The organism is Paenibacillus sp. L3-i20 (assembly GCF_022180385.2).
In the GTDB taxonomy this organism is placed as follows: domain Bacteria; phylum Bacillota; class Bacilli; order Paenibacillales; family Paenibacillaceae; genus Pristimantibacillus.
On record NZ_BQME02000001.1, the window covers coordinates 2,407,636 to 2,427,821 of the forward strand.

Genomic DNA, 20,186 nt, shown 5'->3' on the forward strand with positions numbered 1-20,186 from the left:
GTCGAAGACAATGAGAAAATTACCTGGGTCATACAACCTACAAACAACAGCTAAAGCAATTCAAGCAATTTCTTTCGTATCCAGTTTTCAGGGCATAATACGCCACTAGTTAGCATTGTTCATATTGAACAATGTTTTTTTGTGTTTTAAGCTAATAAAACGACAAAAAATAACAACACTTTGATACAATCAATTAGATGAACTTTTTTGATGAACGAAATTGAGATACAGACGTTCAGCAACCGTATTAATCATCTTTAGGCAATAAGTAAGAATTTAGTAACAATTGGGTAAGGAAAAAGAGTGTATTATCGACTAATATAAGAAGTGAGCTTGTATTTAGGGAATTATTGATAACTTAACAAATATGTGGATGGAACACGTTACATCAATATTATGTGGATGCATTGTAATTAGCGCTACAGGAGGTAGAAACATGCTAGGAGCATTTTATAAAGGCATAATTAGATCACTTTGGATGATGTGGGAGAAGATTTTTGCGTCAATGTATCAGAGAGGCAACCTGCATACGTTAGATTACGGAATGTGTAAGGTTATGATTAGAAAACATCAAGGTGAAAGTATTTTGTGCAAAGATGGCACTATAATAGTGGCTGGGGATCATATTGGAGAACTACACCTTGATAATGTTCAAATTATAGACCAGCTTAAATCAGGTGGTGCAAACCGTGCTGCAATCGTAATAGCGCGCATGGTTCGAGATTCTTTGGAGGAAATCCATGTCGATATAGACAATAATAAAGCGGAGTATTCAGGGGTAAAGGCATTGATGGGTATTACGTTGCTGCATCGTGGTATTGTGCATGGGCTAGGATTCGAACAACAAGGAATTAAATCAAGTTTTTTTAGAAGCATTACTACTTTGTATTTACGCATACTTTTATCTGTACTGCATCCGGAAGGTAACAAACGAATAGGGCGTAGGAAAAATCAGCTTGTGCCGATGAGATTAATTCATACTCGTAGTTCACTTAAAGCAAGATTTGCTGAGGCAGCATAATACAGTACTAGGATCAGTTTTTTAATTTACATACCTATTTCATAGAAATTTGGTGTTAAAAAGGAGATAATAGGCAACAATACTTTTTGAGTCCAATAAACATGTTATAATGAAGTGTGTTCAGCAAGAAGATGGATGTGAAAGGAAGCATTTAATGCAGGAGTTTGAGGATTGGGATCAGAAGTTAAAGCATACCTTTAATGAAACAAGCAGGGAAGTGGTACTCACGGTAACGGAAGCTGGTAAGTTGCTAGGCCTTACTAAAGATCAGATGAAGGCTTATGTAGATAAGAATAAAGTAACTAAAATTCCGATATCAAGAAGTGTACACCGTTACCTGCTATTGAAAAGTGAGATAGATCAAATTGTTGCTGAGAAGATTTGATAAGATGCATTCTTGTGTTTACTTTGCATGACAATGAATCAAATAGCTACAACAAACGTTAAAAAGTTCACAACAGCAAAAGGTTGTGAGCTTTTTTGTTTTTATTTATAGAAGTTAGAAAGTATGTATGATTTGTTGATTGTAAATTAGTATCTTATTTATGAAAAAACATTCTAATCTATGATGACTAATAAAATGCTCATATAGAGAGGAATATTAAATCCAATATATACAAATATCGGAATATCAATTAGTATATGATTTGTTAGCAAAAAACGAAGTTTAAAGTAGAAAGATGTAGAAATATGATTAATTGGAGGCAGAAATGGTGAGAGTAAAAAAAGTACTTATGTTAATTTTAATTGTTCTAGTATGGATGATGCCTGTTTCAGCAGAAGCGGCATACATTGATGAGACTAAAACAGGATTTGTATTGGGTCAGGCTCAAAGAGCGGCAACAAAGATGTTTATTAATGATGTACAGATTCCTACAATGTCATTTAACGGAAAAATAATCGTTTTGACAAAAGATCTTAAAAATTTTGGATTTGTAGCAAATTGGGATTCTGATTTACGTGATCTGACGATTCGGCGAGATTTGAAAATAACTAAATTTGCTAAAGTGAAGGATACAACTAGTACAAAGCTTGTAGATGTAACGCATACGGATATATTGGTGTTTTTAGACAATCGTATGGTTCCGACTTTCTATGTTGATAATGGTACAGCTATTTATGCGGATGATTTATTCCGATATGGTTCTATCAGTTATGATACGAAAAAAAAAGAACAGCGATTGACGTTATCCAAGTATTCCATTAATGATCTTCCGGTAGGTTTAAAAACAAACTCTGGAGGTGTGGGAGTTATTATAACGGATCGCTCCGCTGAAGGTATAGCATCTGTTGAATATAATTTATACTTCTACAATCGGGAAACTAAAAAAATTGAGACCATTACAAGAGATTATTTTATTCCAGGTGGTAAAGAGAAGGAACATATTGAAATCGTAGATTATGCAGATTATTTCTTTGAGGATAATGAATGGAAATACATATTTATTGGATCTGCTATAAAGTCGATTGAAGATCATAATTATAAAGTTATAAAGTCTGAGAACTTTAAAGGGGAACAGAAATATATTCAAACAAAATATTTAGAGTATGCTCACATGTTGGAGAAGAATAGAAAGGCAGAGCTAGCAAAGGAACTCAAAGCGAACAAAAATGCACCAATTAAAGTTACAGGTAGTGAGATAGAATATGATTCACTTGATAATCCTGAGTCACATATAAGCTTTAAGAACCTATCTACTAAAACGGTAGATGCATTTGAGGTTGATATTTATTGTTATGACACTTTTGATAGAGAAGTTACCTTTACTGGTTATGGCAACGTGTTTGGTGGGATTGCACAAGACATCTACATGCCGTCAGGTAGCGAGGAATCTCTTTATTGGACATTAGATTTATTTGATAATACAACAAAAGTGAAGGTAGTTGTTACGGCTGTTCATTATACAGATGGTACAACGTGGAAGAAGAAATAAGTACTAGGGATAGTGACTACTATAGCTGTAAAAGAATTGTAAGGACCTCCTATCATACAAGAAATCCGATCCTTATTGGTCGGATTTTTTTGTTTAATATGGGACTGTTCTCGGTGGAAAATGATTAAATGTGGATTTCCTTTTTTACTTTCTAGCAGAAGTTAAGATACAATAAGGGTAGATTAGGAAGGAGCTTGCGCAATGGATACTTTTGAGAAAATGTTGAATAAATATGCTGAATTAGTTGTTAGGGTTGGGGTGAATGTTCAAGTTGGACAAGTTCTAATCGTTCATGCGCCGATTGAAACGGCCCAATTAACGAGGTTAATTGTTGCGAAGGCTTATGAGGCAGGAGCTAAGTATGTCATCGTGGAGTGGGATGATGAGGCGATTACTCGCGTTCGATATGAGAAAGCATCTGATGATACATTTGATTATTATCCACAGTGGTTAGCAGATAGCAGAGTGCAGTTTGCGGAAGAGGGCGGAGCGATTTTGCATATTAAAGTGCCGAATCCTGAACTGTTCCGTGGCATTGATTCTTCTAAAGTATCAACTGCAGTTAAATCTGCGGCTATCGCAAACAAGGAATACTCGAAATATACGCGCAATAGTAAAATTAGCTGGTCGCTGATTAAAGCGCCAACTCGTGCATGGGCAGATAAAGTGTTTGCTGATCTTCCTGAGGAGAAGCGAGTGGATGCAATGTGGGAAGCTATTTTCCGAATGGTACGTGTCGATAAAGAAGACCCAATTGCCGCATGGCGGGAGCATATTAATCATTTGAAGACGAGTCAGGATAGACTGAATGCAAAGCGCTATAAGAGTCTGCATTATCGTGCGCCAGGAACAGATCTACGAGTTGAGTTGCCTGATGGTCACATTTGGCGTGGCGGCGGTGGAGAGAATGAGAAGGGTGTATATTTTGTCGCGAATATGCCGACTGAAGAAGTGTACACAATGCCGCATCGCACTGGTGTGAATGGAACGGTCAAAAGTACGTTGCCACTTAATTTGAACGGAAGACTTGTAGAAGGAATTACGTTTACGTTTGAGGATGGCAAAGTAGTAGCCTATGATGCTGAGTCAGGTCGTGAACATCTAACATCGTTGCTCGAAACCGACGAAGGAGCATCTTATCTCGGGGAGATGGCATTAGTGCCACATGACTCTCCAATATCGAACTTGAACAGAGTATTTTATAATACGGGTATCGACGAAAATGCTTCTTGTCATTTTGCACTTGGCAGTGCCTATCCTGTTAATCTTGAAGGCGGTACGAAACTTTCTAATGAACAACTGGTGGAACGAGGAGCAAATGTAAGTCTTACGCATGTTGATTTTATGATTGGTTGTGCTGATCTTGATATTGACGGTGAATTGCCAGATGGCACAATTGAGCCTGTATTCCGCAAAGGGAACTGGGCGTAGTAGTGGATTTTAAAATATAAGTTGCAATATTGGCGGTAGGGAGTCGAACTTCGATTTAGTCGAGGGGAGGCTCCTTATTTTTTTTATGCGGGGCCAAAGTTCGATACTTGTTTTAGGCAGCCAATTATTAAGGCGAGAGAAATAAATGTAATAAAAGGATTTTGTTGTTGATTTATCCAGTCTAACTATATATAGTATAACTATACAGTTAGACGATACATCGAGTTGAATTATGGAGGAACACATGAAAAGAGATAAAAGCTTACCGCTGACAGAAACCGTGTATTACATTCTATTAGCTTTGATGGAACCAGCACATGGATATTTGATCATGCAGAAGGTGGAGGAACTAAGTAACGGGCATGTAAGAATGGCTGCAGGAACACTTTATGGCGCAATTGAAAACTTGCTTAAGCTTAAGTTTATACTGCCAGTCAAAAGTGAGGATAGTCGGCGTAAAGTCTATACCATCACGGAGCTAGGGAAAGATATTTTGAGCCAAGATGTAGAAAGAATGAAGCGCATGCTTGAGGTTGCGAAAGAAAAATTAGAATAACAAGCAGGAGGGGATGAAATGAAAAAGTATAAAATTTTTATGAATTTCGATAAGGAAGAAAAGTGGCTAACTGATATGGAAAGGAAAGGGTATACTTTGGTGAAGAACTCATATGGGTATACGTTTCAATCCGGAGAGCCAAAGCAGACAGAAATAAAAATCGATTATCGTACTTTTAAAGATGGGGAAGAGTTTGAAGATTACCGTACCTTGTATGAAGATAGCGGTTGGGAGCATATTGCTGGGACTAAGAGATCGGGTTCTCAGTATTTCCGAAGAACAGATAATTTTGCAAGGGAAGATATTTTTTCAGATACTGACTCAAAAGCAGCTAGATACAATAGAATGTCTATCTTATGGTTAAGAACATTAATTCCGATTATAATTATTTATCCAATAATGGTGTGGAAGGACATCATGTCTTTGAAAGCTTTGTTCAATCTGAAACTATTGTATTTAACACCAGGATTATGGGAAAGATCAGGCGATGATTTTACTACTGCCTTTCTATTTGAAACACCGTTTGCTTTAATGAGAGCATTTTTATGGGCGATTCTTCCGGTCATGATTGTTGCGTGTATCTTTTATTCAACCAAAGCATATTGGCAGTATCGAAAAACGTTGGATAGTAAGGTTTAATCCTATAGTATTCCAAAGATCATTTAGTGGGAGCTAATCGCTTCCACGAAGAGAATCCACAACTGAATGCGGTTGTGGATTTTATCTTTTCAATAGAAGATTTGGCTCACCTTAGCGGCAAAATGACAGTGAATTAACTACCCTCACCAAGCTTACTATGGACGGATATTGAGCCATAGTGCATCTTTCTAATTGTGAACTGAATATGAATCAATATGGGCAAATTAAATAAATGAGAAGCAATATGAGGAATAACTATTATTTTTGATGTCTTCATTTGAGGTTACTAAAACACGTAATGTTCGGTTTTTCCGAATATTTAATTGGAATATTTGTAGATAGTTCGTGAAATATAGCGATAAATACGAAAAATCGTTGACATTCCATCGAAAATTGATTATTCTAACCAAGGAAACGAACATCTCGTATATCCTCAATAATATGGTTTGAGGGTCTCTACTAGGAGCCAAAGAATCCTAACTACGAGTATGGGCTGCGTGTCATTTAGCGTATCCTATACTAAGGCTAGGATTTTATTTTATTTTTTTGGAGGATGTAGGAAATGGAGAAAATTTTTAAACTCAAAGAACGGAATAGCTCAATTAGAACTGAGCTTTTAGCAGGTATTACTACGTTTTTTACGATGGTGTATATCGTCATCGTGAATCCCGGCATACTTAGCCAAGCAGGAATGGACTTTAATGGAGTATTCGTAGCAACGGTGCTAGCAAGCATTATTGGTACACTCATTATGGGACTAGCTTCAAACTATCCGATTGTTATAGCACCTGGTATGGGGCTTAATGCATATTTTGCGTTTAGTGTTGTAGGTGGCGAAGGTATTTCATGGCAGACAGCACTTGGAGCTGTCTTCGTTGCAGGATTGCTGTTCATTCTACTCTCGCTAACTTCATTCAGATATATGCTGCTTGATGCGATTCCTTCAAGCTTGAAGCATGCAATTACGGTTGGTATTGGATTGTTCATCACGTTTATCGGTTTGCAAAACTCAGGAATCATCGTTGACTCTCCTGCGACGTTGCTTACATTAGGTTCACTATCCGAGCCTATGACGATGCTTACAATAATCGGGCTTATTATAACGCTTGTTCTAATGTCCTATCGAGTTAAAGGTTACTTATTTATTGGGATGTTAATTACAGCGATCATTGCAGGTTTTATGGGGATTTTGAAAATGCCGGAGAAAGTGGTCTCATTGCCAACCGGTCTTTCTGAGACGATGTTCCAAATGGATATCGGCGGTGTATTCTCAAACGGATTGTATGCGATCATCTTCACTTTCTTGCTGATCACGTTATTCGATACAACAGGAACGATGCTTGGAGTAGCAGAACAAGCAGGATTGTTAGGCAAGGATGGGAAATTCCCTCGTTCAAGAGGAGCACTACTTGCTGATGCTGTGGGAACGACGACAGGTGCAGTTCTCGGAACAAGCCCAACGTCGGCATATATTGAATCGAGTGCAGGCGTTGCAGTAGGTGGTAGGACGGGGTTAACGGCAGTAACGGTAAGCTTGCTTCTTGGGCTAACGCTATTTTTCTCACCAATTGTTTCGGTGCTGGCATCTATTCCAGCCATTACTGCACCTTCTTTAATTATTGTAGGGTTTCTGATGATAAGCGTAGTGTCAAAAATTGATTGGAGCGACTTCGAAGTTGTTTTCCCTGCATTTTTGATTATCGTGCTTATGCCTTTGACTTATAGTATTGCAACAGGGATTGGTGTTGGTTTCATTGTTTATCCAATTCTAAAAGCATTAAAAGGCAAATGGCGTGATGTTCATCCGATTTTTTATGTGTTTGCAGTTTTATTTTTTGTCCAGCTTGTTTTCTTTGGACATTAGAGTTCGTTTCAACAAAAGACACCTCCATGGTGTCTTTTTTTCTTGGGTACAAAAGGGAAGGGATAGCGGTATAATATATAAACATAAAGAATAGAAAACCGCTGAACAACCCCGTTTGGCGGTTTTACTTTGTTTTGTTTATGTTGTCTATGCAAATTTTATGATCGTACTGATAGATTTAAGTCTTTTCATTCGTATTAACTAGTAGGTTCGAGCCAATAACATAAGGGAGCGCAGCATGTGTGAAAATAACAGAAGATAATGTTGTACAACAAATGATTAGTCGAAATGAGAAGACCCTTTCATTTATTATTCAAACGTACGGGGGTTGCTTTCATCAATTATTAAACATCACGTGCACTACAATCAGCAGGAATATGAAGAATGCTTGGATGATGTGCTATTAGCAATCTGGCAGAATATTGGAGCATTCGATGAACGGAAAAATACATTTAAGCAGTGGATAGCCGCGATTCCCAAACATCGTGCAATTGATTATCAACGAAAAATGATAAGAAATGGGCAGAAATATGTAAATGTAGAAATAACGGATGATCTTTTCAATACGAAACATAAGTCACTAGAACAAGATATAGAGAATGTATTAAATCATCTTTCAGCAAACGAGCGGAAAATTTTTGAAAAATATTATTTAGAAGGTGTGTCATCCCGTGAAATGGCACAACAAATGAATGTGAAGGAATCTTGGATTCATAACAAGCTATCAAGAGGACGTAAAAAGTTGAAGCAGGCCTTTATTCCAAAAAACGAGGTGTAAATTGATGTCCCTATATAAAGAGTTAAACGATGTGAAGCTAGATTTATCCGTTTACAAGGAAGAGACTTTATCTGAAGTGGAGCAAAAAAGGTGGGAAAAGCGTGTACAATCAAGGCTTGCCAAACCTAAAAAACAATCTAAAAAGTGGTTAGGGATTGCAGCTGCATTAGTGCTCGCAATTGGTGTAACCTCTCCTCTTGGAAAAGAGGCACTTGCACAGATGACAGCTGTGGCGGGACTTATTGAGCAGTTCATAGATAAAGAGAAGAATCTCGATTATTCCGCTTACAAAACAGCAGTCGGGGAAACTGCTGAAAATGAATTTGGCAAGTTAACATTAAATGAAGTACTTGTTGATGCGGACTTTCTATTTATAAGCTCGACCTTCGAGCCTAACAAAGGTGTTAAGTTCGATGAATTCACGTTTTTACATCCACATATTTTTATTGATGGGAAAAATGTTGAAGTTACAAGGGGAACAAAGACAGTTAAAGAAAATGATAATACGTATACCATCTATGGAGAAATTAAGCTCAGCGAGATGCCGATGGAGGAGCAATTTCACTTAACGATTTCATATGATGAATTCAGTACACCACGTTCAACAATTAGTACAAATGCTATAGATGATCCTTGGATATTTGATGTACTAGTATCTCCAACTCAGCTTAGAGGGGAAACAAAAACAGTTCAATTGTACAAAACGATTAATCTCTATAACGGCGAAAAAGTGAAAATAGAAAAAATGCTTGCTTCGCCTGTTTTTACGTTGCTTTATTATGAACTGAAAGCTGGTTTGGAAAAAACGTACTTTAAACTTGTATCAGCTAGTGGTGAAGAAATCGGGTTTAGGGTGAAATATGCTCGCGTATTAAATTGTAACGAAAATACCACCTGTAGCGAAAGTTGTTGCTATGGGTGTTTTTTTTATTGTGGTGATACTCCATTCTCAATAATTTTTGCTTTCTGACATTTGTCATAATGACTTTGTGACATCCTACACTAATTGCTCGTTCCGTTCCGTTGCTACAATAAGGACATCAAGTAGCGAACACAAATAGCAGCGAACACACAAACATAACGGAGGATGATTATAAATGAAACATGCAATTGAATGTATAAACCTAGTGAAGCAATTCGGTGATTTCCGCGCCGTTGATCATATGAACTTGACTTTCGAGCAAGGCAAAATATCAGCACTGCTTGGCCCGAACGGGGCTGGCAAGACTACAGCAATTTCTATGATGCTTGGGATGATGAAACCAACGTCAGGAGAAGTGCAAATGCTTGGACTACCCGCAGGAACAAAGGAATTAAGACAGCGTGTAGGAGCACTTACGCAGGATGTAAAAGCAGCAGATGGGCTTTCGGTCAAAGAAGTGCTTGAGTTGTTCCGCAGTTATTACCGTAATCCGATGTCACTTGAGCGACTGCTCGACATTTCCGGTCTTCACGGCGATGCAAAGAGAAGAGCATCCTCCCTGTCAGGGGGACAACGTCGCAGATTAGCTTTTGCACAAAGTTTGGCAGGAAATCCAGAACTCATTTTGCTAGATGAGCCAACGGTTGGAATGGACATTCAATCTCGTGACCGCTTTTGGGAAACGGTAAGGGCACTAGCAGGCAATGGACGTACGATTCTACTAACGACACATCATCTAGATGAAGCTGATGCGGTTGCAGACCATATCGCTGTCGTAGCCAGCGGACGTGTAGTAGCCGAAGGAACACCAGAGAAACTGAAGTCGCAAACCGCACTTCGAACTGTATCATTCCGCGCTTCAAACGCACCTAACGAGCAAGAATGGATAAAGTTGCCTGGTGTCAAAAAGGCAGAATGCAACGGTGAAAGAATTCGTCTACATGCTGAGAACACGGATGTATTATTATTCTCACTCATGCAATCTAGCTGGGGTGTCACAGATATCGACGTACAATCCGCTAGTTTAGAAGACACATTCAAAAGTCTTACTGCTAAAAATTAACCAACGATTAAACGATAAACCATAAACTATAAAACATACTAAGGGGATAATTGATATGACACATATGTTTCTTGCACAAACGAAAGCAGAAAGCTTACGAATCGTCCGTAGCCCATTCTTTTTACTCTTCTCAATCGCAATGCCACTCGTATTTTACTTCTTGTTCACAAGTCTCAATGGTGCTGATAAATCGGTGGAATCAACAACTTGGGCAGTATTTTCATTAATGTCGATGACAGCATTCGCTCTAATTGGTACAGCTGTAAGTCAGTTCGGCATTCGCCTTTCGTTCGAACACCAAGAAGGTTGGGTACGTTTGCTTAAACTAACGCCTCTGACTCCAGGTGTTTGGTTGGGAAGCAAAATCGTTGCACAAATGGCTATTCATCTCGTTGTAATTGTTATTATTTTCGCATCGGCTGCTGTTGTAAATGATATTAATCTTACTGTGGGACAATGGATTTCTTGCGGCATGTGGTTGTGGATTGGAAGCTTGTCTCTACTAGCTCTTGGAGCATTGCTAGGAACACTAAAAAATGCAAACTCAGCTATTGCAATCGGAAATGTCATTCAAATGGGTCTTGCGATTGTTGGCGGACTATGGATGCCTCTAAGTGTATTGCCTAAGTGGATGCAAGCAATTGGTGAATGGCTTCCATCCCACAGATTTGCAAATGGTGCATGGAATTTAGTAGCTGGAAAAGCTCCTGAAATGATGGATTACATAATTTTGTCAGGAAGTGGTCTATCATTTATGGTACTATCTGTGTACATATACAATCGACGGGATGTGGCTTAAATCAACCGAGAGAAATGGTTCCTATTTCCAAAATCTGAGGGATTCATCCCTTACCTCTTATTATCAAATATGTTCATTCCAACATACTTTCTTCTTCTTGAGCCGCCTACTATTAGGTGGCTTGGCTTTGTTATTCTTGGCTTATTCATCATTCTGTTTCGTCAATTCTATTTCAATACGAAGTGGGCCGCACCCATATTGTTAACTCAGCTGGGCTTATTGTTAGCTTTAGCTGCTCTATTTCATCCGATGTTTACATTTCTAGGATTTATGATTGCTGGTCCGCTCAGTAAACAAAAACTGCCTGTATTAATTTCTTCCACTATTATTTTTGCAATTGGTATGGGGGCAATTAGTGCTCCGCTTATAGGAGAGGCAGGTCCTCAGTTATGGATTGGGCTGCTGACACCTGTGTTTGGTATTAGCGTTATGCCATATCTGATTCGAGGCACCATAAAAGTTCAACAGAAGTCTTCACGAATGCGAGCAGAGGCGGCGGAACGAATGGCGCAACAGGAAGAACGCCAGCGTATAGCGCGTGAATTACATGATACTTTAGGTCATACGTTATCTTTAATTGCGTTAAAGGGTGAAGTTGTAGAGAAGCTGGTCGTTCGTAATCCCGAAAGAGCTATTCAGGAAGCTCGTGAAATAAGGGAAACGGCGCGTGCTGCACTTAAGCAAATGCGCGAATTGGTTACAGAGATGAAAGTGGCGTTTTTTGTGGATGAATATGAACATGCTATATCACTTTGTTCAGCAGCTGATATTTCTTTATCTTGCTATTATCAATCCGTTACGACTGATCAATCAGCCGAAAGTTTGGAACGAGATGCAGTAGCGGAAATTACTTTGCCACTAAGTACGCTGCAGGAAACGATATTGGCAATGTGCTTCCGAGAAACGACTACGAATCTAGTTCGGCATAGCAGGGCAAAAAACTGCAAGGTTCTAGTTGTTATTGAAGAGGGAGAAGTCTCCGTATCTGTAAGTGATGATGGTATTGGGGTAGATTTAAATGATGCATATGCAAGCAGCAATGGTATAGCTGGATTACGTCAGCGACTTATGCTGGTAGATGGCAATCTGTCTCTTTCTTCGTCCCCAGGCAAGGGGATGGAAGTGACGATACATATTCCTAGAGTAATTAGAACTGTGAAGGTAGGGACAGCATAGATGATTCGAATTATTTTGGGAGAAGATCAGAAGTTATTACGGGGAGCCTTGGCGACCTTACTTTCATTGGAGGATGATATTGAAGTTGTTGGTCAAGCGGAGAATGGGGAAGAAGCCATTGCAGTTATTCAGCAGGTACAACCGGATATCGCGGTTCTCGATATTGAAATGCCGTTAAAAACGGGATTGGATGTTGCCGAATTTATTCACAAAATGGGAATAGAGTGCCGTGTAATTATTTTAACGACATTTGCGAGACCAGGTTATTTCCAGCGTGCTATAGCGGCAGGGGTATACGGATATATGCTCAAAGATACGGGCAGCGATGATTTATCTGATGCGATTCGAAGAGTCTATCAGGGGAAACGTGCTATTAATGCGGAATTGTCTCTCGCAGTTTGGGAGGAGCAGTGTCCACTATCTCCACGTGAGAAGGATGTTTTGAAGCTAGCAGCCCAAGGTCTAACCCTTCAAGAAATTGGGGCGCAGCTGTTTTTATCTTACGGTACTGCTCGTAACTATATGTCGGAAGCCATCAGCAAGTTAGGGGCTAATACTCGGATTGAAGCCATTGAAATGGCTCGCGGAAAAGGCTGGTTAGATTAAGCAGGAAAGAGACTGTTCCAGGATGGGGAATTGTAGCTAATTTGCCCTCTTGTAAGCTAATAATGAAGCCTCCAAAATCACTTTTAAAAGTGACGATGGAGGCTTTTACGTTTTTAATTAATGGAATTAAGTTACGGCAGTGGTTAATCGCTTTTCACGAAATGATATAAAAAATAACATTGAAGCGGTAACATATAATGCGCCTGTAATGCTGAATGTAATGGCATAGCCCCAATAGTAGCCGTAGGTTGATATGAGATAGGAATGAACCGGTCCCATTGTTGCCCATCCAAGCATAAAGGCCGTTTGCATACATGAATTAGCTAGGCTGCGCCTTTTACTCGACACCCGATCAATTAGAATAGCTGATTGCAATGGATTAGCTGCATTCATTAACGCCTGTCGGAAGAGAAAACTGATGGAAGCGACAAGCAGTAAATTCGTAAATCCTGTTAATAGAAGGAATGGTAACGAAAGTGTTTGAAAAATAACAATAGCTTTAACTTGTCCGACTCTATTTGCTAACGTTGGACCTATGAGCATAGAAAGGATAGTCATTACTTGCCCTAACGAGAGTAAGAAACTCATTGCACTAAGTGAGATTGTAAATCGATTTGTGAAATACAGGTTTAAATAAGGAACGACAAGTCCAGAGCCAATACCAATCAATAGCTGTATAGCAGCAAATTTTACGATAAATGAAATTTCGCCTTTTGATTGAACTGCTTGGTTTGTAGTACTTTCCTCACTAGATGATTCCGCTTCAGCATTTTGGGAACGTTTCGATTCTCTTATCGCTTGTAAAGGTATAAAGGCTGCAACAGTTGCTAGACTTCCTATAAGTAAAACAATTTTAAACGAAAGCAGCTTATTTAATCCGACCGCCTGCATAATATCCGCAATAATTCCCCCGCCAAGGCTGCCGGCAACTTGGGAAGCAAGTACAAAAGCAGAATAGATGCTGAAAACGCGCAACCGGTCTGCTTTGGATATATTTTCGGCGAGGAAGGGAATGGCGAGTACTTGAAACACAGCTGCGAAAATGCCTGTAAGAACAGCCATCGTCAGCAAGCTTCCTTCAGATTCAAACAACGAGCGACCAGCAAGTACGATGCCGCTGCATAAAGCACCGATCACGAGCAATCGTTTGCGGCTGGTGCGATCACCAAACAGACCGATAGGAATAAAGCAAAGTGCCGTTGCAAGTGACTGCATACTGACGATTCGTCCACTCATGGCATCGGCGTAACCTAGCTCGTGAATATATAAGTTGTACAATACCGAGAACATGCCTGTGCCGATTTGAAATAACATATTTGCTAGAAAGAAAAGACGGATGTTTTGGGACCAGCCTTGCCACTCCGCAGTGGTAGATTGAAGGATTTTCATATATGCGCCTCCTGATGCTATTCAATCCAACCATACTCCTCTAGCAGACGTAAAGCAACCAAAAGTTGTCACGGAGCGTGATAAACGTATCTATCATTCCATCGCTCGTATAATCATGATATGCTTAACGTACTTATGAACGATGAAGGAGGATTTATATGCAAACGTTTGTTATGTTAGGCAGTATTTTAATGGTACTCGCGGTTGCTATCGGTGCATTTGGCGCACATGCGCTTAAGAGTAGAATCGCACCAGATAAGCTGAAAGTATATGAGGTAGGTGTGCAGTATCACATCGCACATGCTTTGGGCTTGATACTAATCGGAATACTCGCTAGTCTCTATCCAGAAGAGCAGCTTATTATTACAGCAGGCTGGTTTTTGGTAGCGGGAATCGTCTTATTCTCGGGAAGTCTATATGTGCTAAGTGTTGCAAAAGCTAGATTTCTTGGACCTATTACCCCACTAGGCGGACTTTCTTTTATGATTGGCTGGGTGCTTGTAGCGGTTGCTGTTTTGTAAGGGGAAATCAATGCTAGTGTTGATATAAAAGCTAAATACAACGAATAGATAAAACACAACCCAGTTCGAATATAAACGGGGTTGTGTTTTTCTGTTAAAACGATACGTTTTTCTCAACAAACGCCTTTATTGAAGCAGCCAATCGCTCGGGGCATTGTTCCATTAATACGTGACCATAACCTTCGTAAACCGTTGTCTGAAGAGCAGTTAGCTTTTGCTGATACTGTTCAAAAACACGTTTCGGGATAAATCTATCCTTTGTGCCATGAATTAATAGGGTGGGAGCAATAATACTACTAATTTCATTAGATAGAATCCCCGTATCATCGTCGGCTAATGTTTTTGCGATTATATAGGGTAAGTTTGGATGAGAAAATGGTTTTGTCCAATTTTTTATAAAATCGGGAGTAATATCATCACGGGGAATACCTAATAATTTTGATAGCATTTTCGGTTTCATTTGGTTTCGCATTGCCCCAATGAACATACCATTCATCAATCCGTTACGTGCCGCCCATCTAATAGGGGGAGAGACTCCTCGTCTCAGTCCGTAGGCAGCAGTACCATGCAATAAAACGACTGGGATGAGATTCTGTGCACCATATACAGCAATATGTAAGTTTCCATCTGGAACGGGAATGGTTAGTGCAGATGTATTCATTACGTGTCACCCCGGGAATGAAATTGATCAGCATTGTAGATTAACCACTGAATAGTTTGTTTTATCGTTTTTTGTGAATGGGCATAGGGGGTGAGCAAAGGGTTTAGCACCAGCAGCAACTTCCACCATTCGCGCATGCGATCTGATGTCATTTGGTTAGCGTTATGAATAAATAGCTTCAAGTCCTCTATCACAGGCTGCGACTTCTCACCCATGAATAAAGAGACATAATCAAGAGCTGCTTTTTGCATAGGTACACTACTTTCCATTTCTCCCGCATCCATTAAATAAATGACTCTGTTGTATTTTGTTTGTATTTCTCTTGCCACGGCGAAGCATCAATGTGCTGTTCCTGTATAGCTTGCCTAAATGGATTTAACTGTCCCTTTATCTCTTGATTGAAAGAAACGTCATCCAACATAGCGTTCATTTGTGACCAAGCTTACAGCTGAGACTCTGTTAAGCGTTGCTGATCTGGAACAAAACCTATATAAGCGGCGAGTAACTGACTCTGCCACTCATCTGGATGTAGAGGCTCAACGAATGCATCATGTATCTTTGCGGCAATAAAGTTTTGACGATCTTTCGTGCTTTTATTAATTATTTCTGCGATGTCGTGCAAATAGCTCAGCTGTAAGTTTGTTTGCGATTGTTTATCAGAGCTGATAAGTATTTCTTTAATACGATGAAGGTGTTCGAGCTGCTGCTCGATGGCTTCAAGCTGCCACTTTATTGAGGAGGATATGAGCTGTTCGTTCTGCAGCATTCTTTTAATATCATTAACTTTAAAATCAAGATATCGTAGAAACAAAATAAGCTCTAACTGCTCAATATCATGTTGATTGTAATATCGATAGCCTGTATGACTAACATGAGAGGCGGATAACAAATTAATATCATCGTAATAACGGATTGTTTTGACTGTTGCCCCAGTAAGCTTCGAAACTTTTCCGATTGAATAGTTTTTTTTCAATCATTCTACTTATCACCTTCTTCTATTTTCATTATAAATTCCCCAGAAACTGGAGAGTCAATAAGTTGTTGGAGGTGACGGTTATTGAACTTCTGAAGATTGTTGAGACCCCAGTAGACAGTAAGGTAAACGGATCGGTTCTCAAAAGAAGTGTTCAGTATGGTAGCAATCGCTGGCTCCTAAGGGGAGTATCTCATTTTAGGGAACGACTTTTAAGAGGAGTTCATCTTTTTGGATTTATTATCTAGAAATATCTGAATTATTAGATAAAAACTTTATTAAGGATTATGGAACACTGAAAAAGAACATTAATATATGTTATTTGACGGATTGTCAACTCAAGTGCGACACTTCTTCCATAAAGGCTTCGTGTGCCGATTTCCAACCTAGACATTTACGAGGGCGATTGTTAATGAGAAACAATGCACATGTTAGTTCGTCTTCTGTAACTTCTGCGAAATCATTACCTTTTGGGAAGAATTCTCTCAGCAGTCCGTTTGCATTCTCATTTGTTCCTCGTTGCCAGGATGAATAGGGATCAGCAAAGTACACGTTCATACCATGTAATGCTGTTAAGCGTTCATGGCAAGCAAACTCTTTTCCACGGTCAACAGTAGCCGTTTTGAAGGCAATAGCAGAGAACGAACGGACAATTTGCTTAAACGATTCTTCCATTGAATCTGCTGTTCGGTCTATCATGTTTATGGCATGGTAGTATCTTGTTTTGCGTTCAACAAAGGTCGAGACGCAAGCTTTGCTTTTACCACGGCTTGAAACCATTGTGTCCAATTCCCAATGCCCAAAAGATTTACGCGTACGTACTTCTTTCGGACGATCGTGAATAGACTGCCCAATAGTAAAGCGACCTCGTTTCTCTAGCAGCTTACGACGCTTCCCCTTGTGTCTTAGAAAGCTTGTATTTCCTTTGACTAGTCTTCCTTGATAAATCCAACGGTAAATGGTTTTGAATGACACTTGTAGAAGAGGTTCATCCTGTTTCATTCTGCCTTCAATTTGTTCAGGTGACCATGTTTCTACAAGCTTAGAAGTGATATATTGCTGCCGTACTGCATTCCATTTTTCAGGACGTTTACAGTTCTTTCGTTTCATTTCATAGATTTTCTGAGCACGGACTGCACAGTAAGTCTCATCCTTCTTTTGACGCTTCAGTTCACGGGATACACTCGAATGATGGCGATCTAGTTCACATGCAATGGCTCTAGCGGACCATCCTAATCGGTGGAGCAATTCTAGCTGACTTCGTTCCCTTGTGTTAATATGACTATAGCTCATGACTGATTCTCCTGTGTAGGGATGTGGTGTGGTAACTTCATTCTACACACGAATCAGCCATGGGTCATTTTTATATGTCGCACTTCATATTACAATCCATCATAATTATATCTTAAGGATAAGATGCGACTAAGCATTATATAAATACTTTTTTATTATTGAGAATATGTATATAACAGTAATATCTACATGAAGGTAGGGATTAAATATGTTAATGCAACAATTGGATGAACAGTTTAAAATAAAGCAAATACCGACAAATTATAGTCTAGCAGAAGTAGAGAAGTTTCTTAAGACAAAATATAACGCTAGAAATGTTGATAAGAATAATTTTATTGATTTGAAATTAGATCCTTCAGTAAATTTCGATAACATAGTAGCCTGTTATATAATTGATGATAAAACTGTACTAGAATCAATATATAACGAAAGTGAAATTGAAATGCATATTCAATTTTCAGAAATGTATGCATCTAGCTCTGAAAGTATCCCTAAATCAGAATTAATGTGGAGAGATATTCAAAGGGGGAAAATTATAAATGTTGTTATTGAGAGTGCTGATCAGAAGAGTATGACGGCATTTACATTACAAGGGCTATGTGAAAAATTGCTATATGATCTAATCATATTAAAAGGTATCGACCGTAAGGAATGTAAATTAGGAAATGAGCAGTATGAATTTTATTTAACCATATTAAATAATGCTGGACTTCTAAAGTCAGAAGATTAGCTGAAAAGGAAAGTTAAGGCTGCCGAGATATAGTCTCGACAGCCTTATTTTTGTTTATTGTTAATAAAAAACTCAGAAGTAGCCGAGCTGCTTCTAAATGGAATCAAGCGGTGACGTAATCCGCTAAACAAAATGCTTAAACAAAACTTAAACAAAGCGATAACTTCCTTTAACCTCCATCTTCTAACATAGTAATCAAGAGATTGATTGCAATTAAATATAGCTAGAGAGGTGGAGGCAACATTGAGACCATTAGAGATCATACTTGTTATCGCATGTTTGTGCTTGCTTGTTCATTTGTTCAGTGGGAAATTGATGAAAAAAACTGGGCTTGCGGCAGTTGCCGCGAGTGTAGCGGCATTGGCTTTACATGTAGTTGTTGAGGGCTATAGATGGCAGATGGGTTTTATTTATGTGAGTAGTGTACTTGCCAGTATTATAGTAGGAGTCGGAAGTAGACGACGAAATAACCGTTCCCGTGTGTGGAAACCAATAAAATTTGCATTCTATTCAATAATGGTAATTTTCACATTAGGTTCAGCGGTGCTATCGATATATTTGCCGGTATTTAATTTGCCAAAGCCGAATGGTCAATATGCGGTAGGCACTGAAAGTTTCCACTTTATGGATGTTAATAGAGATGAGACTTTTACAACAATGAAAGAAGACAAGAGGCAATTAATGGTCCAACTTTGGTACCCAGCTGAGGCAACTGCTGACAAAAAACAAAGTCCAATCTTCCCAACTGAAGATGCTGTATTTAAGGAGTTTATAGGTGCTTATGCAGAAACATTCAAAGTTCCAGCGATTACGCTTGATTACTGGAAATATGCAAAAAGTAATGCCTATAAAGATGCCAAAATAGTGACCTCAGCAGTACCATACCCGGTTGTTATGTTAAGTCATGGCTTTGGCACAGGCAAAGTTATTCATGCAGGGCAAGCCGAAAGTTTAGCGAGTCATGGATATATCGTGGTTGCTATTGACCATACGTACAATACGATGGCTACTGCTTTTCCAGATGGGAATATAACAAAGTTTAGTGATGCCAAAACAGATATGGATCGAAATACGAATTCCAACGTGACGTTAGATATTTGGGCAAATGATGTAAAATTTGTTCTAAAGCAACTAAAACAAATAAATGAGGGTCAGTTATCGAGTCAGTTTACGGGGAAGCTCGATATGGGGAACGTGGGTGTTATGGGTCATTCGATTGGCGGAGCAACAGCATTCAAATCGTATTATTCCAATCCCGACCTAAAGGCGGGAGTTTTAATGGACAGTTCGATGTTCGAATTAGAGAAAACATATGATATTACGAAACCTTTTATGATTATGGAGGCTGAGAATACATTTGAGATTAGGGAGAAAAGCAAAAAGTTTATTACAGACGAGGAGCTGAAGGAAATAAGCTTAACCCGTGAAGAGATGAATGGGATTATAGAAGATAATAACAAGCAATATAAAATTATTGACCATATCGTTGATCGTGGTGGCACTATGATTTATATAGAGGGTACAAAACACTTTAATTTTACAGATCTCCAAATGTATACGCCGCTAGCTTCAATCATGGGTATTACAGGCGAACTTGATGGAAACAGAGGTGCATTTATTGTGAACCAGTATGTACTGGACTTCTTCAATAAACATTTAAAAGGTACAGAAGGAGAGATCATTAAAGGCTCCAATCCAAAGTTCCCTGAGGTGAAATTTCCTTATGAAGACGGTCATTAGATTCTGATTATTAAAATGATAGCCAAAAATTAGGTTAAGCGTTATTCTCTACTAAAAGCTTGAATACTGCAATCAAGCAAATGAAGGAGA

Annotated in this window: 21 protein-coding genes, 1 pseudogene and 1 riboswitch; of the genes and pseudogenes, 16 read left to right on the forward strand and 6 right to left on the reverse strand. The window is 39.0% G+C overall.

From position 1 onward, the window contains the following. Nucleotides 1-436: 436 nt before the first annotated feature. The 13 genes and pseudogenes from MFF31_RS11260 (at nucleotide 437) to MFF31_RS11320 (ending at nucleotide 12,789) form a co-directional block, all read left to right on the forward strand. Nucleotides 437-1,021: a YkoP family protein gene (locus tag MFF31_RS11260; protein ID WP_238188079.1), complete on the forward strand. Its 585-nt coding sequence runs from the start codon at nucleotides 437-439 to the stop codon at nucleotides 1,019-1,021. A gap of 154 nt (nucleotides 1,022-1,175) precedes the next feature. After that, nucleotides 1,176-1,406 (forward strand): helix-turn-helix domain-containing protein, encoded by a 231-nt coding sequence (locus MFF31_RS11265; RefSeq protein ID WP_238188080.1) that lies wholly within the window; start codon nucleotides 1,176-1,178, stop codon nucleotides 1,404-1,406. Nucleotides 1,407-1,731: 325 nt separating this feature from the next. Continuing rightward, nucleotides 1,732-2,955: a hypothetical protein gene (locus MFF31_RS11270; protein WP_238188081.1), complete on the forward strand. Its 1,224-nt coding sequence runs from the start codon at nucleotides 1,732-1,734 to the stop codon at nucleotides 2,953-2,955. Between the two features lie 201 nt (nucleotides 2,956-3,156). Further along, on the forward strand, nucleotides 3,157-4,386 hold the full coding sequence (locus MFF31_RS11275; RefSeq protein ID WP_238188082.1) for an aminopeptidase: 1,230 nt from the start codon (nucleotides 3,157-3,159) through the stop codon (nucleotides 4,384-4,386). 244 nt (nucleotides 4,387-4,630) lie between these two features. Continuing rightward, on the forward strand, nucleotides 4,631-4,942 hold the full coding sequence (locus MFF31_RS11280) for a PadR family transcriptional regulator (RefSeq protein ID WP_238188083.1): 312 nt from the start codon (nucleotides 4,631-4,633) through the stop codon (nucleotides 4,940-4,942). An 18-nt stretch (nucleotides 4,943-4,960) separates the two neighbouring features. Further along, nucleotides 4,961-5,581 (forward strand): DUF2812 domain-containing protein, encoded by a 621-nt coding sequence (locus MFF31_RS11285; protein ID WP_238188084.1) that lies wholly within the window; start codon nucleotides 4,961-4,963, stop codon nucleotides 5,579-5,581. 403 nt (nucleotides 5,582-5,984) lie between these two features. After that, nucleotides 5,985-6,084, forward strand: a riboswitch (purine riboswitch). A gap of 59 nt (nucleotides 6,085-6,143) precedes the next feature. Next, nucleotides 6,144-7,445 (forward strand): NCS2 family permease, encoded by a 1,302-nt coding sequence (locus tag MFF31_RS11290; RefSeq protein ID WP_238188085.1) that lies wholly within the window; start codon nucleotides 6,144-6,146, stop codon nucleotides 7,443-7,445. Between the two features lie 242 nt (nucleotides 7,446-7,687). Continuing rightward, nucleotides 7,688-8,223: pseudogene (locus MFF31_RS11295) on the forward strand (sigma-70 family RNA polymerase sigma factor). 4 nt (nucleotides 8,224-8,227) lie between these two features. Then, entirely contained in the window at nucleotides 8,228-9,193 is a 966-nt protein-coding gene (locus tag MFF31_RS11300) for a DUF4179 domain-containing protein (protein ID WP_238188086.1), read from the forward strand. A gap of 127 nt (nucleotides 9,194-9,320) precedes the next feature. Then, nucleotides 9,321-10,208 (forward strand): ABC transporter ATP-binding protein, encoded by an 888-nt coding sequence (locus MFF31_RS11305; protein ID WP_238188087.1) that lies wholly within the window; start codon nucleotides 9,321-9,323, stop codon nucleotides 10,206-10,208. A gap of 55 nt (nucleotides 10,209-10,263) precedes the next feature. Further along, entirely contained in the window at nucleotides 10,264-11,007 is a 744-nt protein-coding gene (locus MFF31_RS11310) for an ABC transporter permease (protein WP_238188088.1), read from the forward strand. Then, complete coding sequence (locus MFF31_RS11315) at nucleotides 11,008-12,183, forward strand: sensor histidine kinase (RefSeq protein ID WP_483874649.1); 1,176 nt, start codon at nucleotides 11,008-11,010, stop codon at nucleotides 12,181-12,183. Next, nucleotides 12,184-12,789, forward strand: coding sequence for a response regulator transcription factor (locus MFF31_RS11320; RefSeq protein WP_238188090.1), 606 nt, complete (start codon nucleotides 12,184-12,186; stop codon nucleotides 12,787-12,789). It abuts the gene before it with no gap. 126 nt (nucleotides 12,790-12,915) lie between these two features. Here MFF31_RS11320 and MFF31_RS11325 read toward each other — a convergent pair whose 3' ends face one another. Continuing rightward, nucleotides 12,916-14,178, reverse strand: a complete 1,263-nt coding sequence (locus MFF31_RS11325; protein WP_238188091.1) for an MFS transporter — start codon at nucleotides 14,176-14,178, stop codon at nucleotides 12,916-12,918. A 158-nt stretch (nucleotides 14,179-14,336) separates the two neighbouring features. Here MFF31_RS11325 and MFF31_RS11330 point away from each other — a divergent pair, with 158 nt between their 5' ends. Beyond that, on the forward strand, nucleotides 14,337-14,699 hold the full coding sequence (locus tag MFF31_RS11330) for a DUF423 domain-containing protein (RefSeq protein WP_238188092.1): 363 nt from the start codon (nucleotides 14,337-14,339) through the stop codon (nucleotides 14,697-14,699). 94 nt (nucleotides 14,700-14,793) lie between these two features. On the opposite strand, the gene MFF31_RS11335 is transcribed toward MFF31_RS11330, so the two are convergent. The 5 genes from MFF31_RS11335 to MFF31_RS11355 form a co-directional block, all read right to left on the reverse strand. Continuing rightward, the gene (locus tag MFF31_RS11335; protein WP_238188093.1) at nucleotides 14,794-15,360 is read right to left on the reverse strand and encodes an alpha/beta fold hydrolase; all 567 of its coding nucleotides are present in this window, start codon (nucleotides 15,358-15,360) and stop codon (nucleotides 14,794-14,796) included. Further along, nucleotides 15,360-15,629 carry a hypothetical protein gene (locus tag MFF31_RS11340; RefSeq protein ID WP_248565464.1) on the reverse strand — a complete coding sequence of 90 codons (270 nt, stop codon included), beginning with the start codon at nucleotides 15,627-15,629 and terminating at the stop codon, nucleotides 15,360-15,362. The genes MFF31_RS11335 and MFF31_RS11340 overlap by 1 nt, the downstream gene beginning before the upstream one ends. A 14-nt stretch (nucleotides 15,630-15,643) precedes the next feature. Further along, entirely contained in the window at nucleotides 15,644-15,790 is a 147-nt protein-coding gene (locus MFF31_RS11345) for a hypothetical protein (RefSeq protein WP_248565465.1), read from the reverse strand. A 12-nt stretch (nucleotides 15,791-15,802) separates the two neighbouring features. Then, on the reverse strand, nucleotides 15,803-16,333 hold the full coding sequence (locus tag MFF31_RS11350) for a MerR family transcriptional regulator (protein WP_238188095.1): 531 nt from the start codon (nucleotides 16,331-16,333) through the stop codon (nucleotides 15,803-15,805). A 333-nt stretch (nucleotides 16,334-16,666) separates the two neighbouring features. After that, nucleotides 16,667-17,626: an IS30 family transposase gene (locus tag MFF31_RS11355; protein WP_238188096.1), complete on the reverse strand. Its 960-nt coding sequence runs from the start codon at nucleotides 17,624-17,626 to the stop codon at nucleotides 16,667-16,669. Between the two features lie 208 nt (nucleotides 17,627-17,834). Between MFF31_RS11355 and MFF31_RS11360 the strand changes: the two genes are divergently transcribed. Together MFF31_RS11360 and MFF31_RS11365 are read left to right on the forward strand one after the other, a co-directional pair. Continuing rightward, entirely contained in the window at nucleotides 17,835-18,356 is a 522-nt protein-coding gene (locus tag MFF31_RS11360) for a hypothetical protein (protein WP_238188097.1), read from the forward strand. Between the two features lie 243 nt (nucleotides 18,357-18,599). Then, complete coding sequence (locus tag MFF31_RS11365) at nucleotides 18,600-20,096, forward strand: alpha/beta hydrolase family protein (RefSeq protein ID WP_238188098.1); 1,497 nt, start codon at nucleotides 18,600-18,602, stop codon at nucleotides 20,094-20,096. The last annotated feature ends 90 nt before the right edge of the window (nucleotides 20,097-20,186 follow it).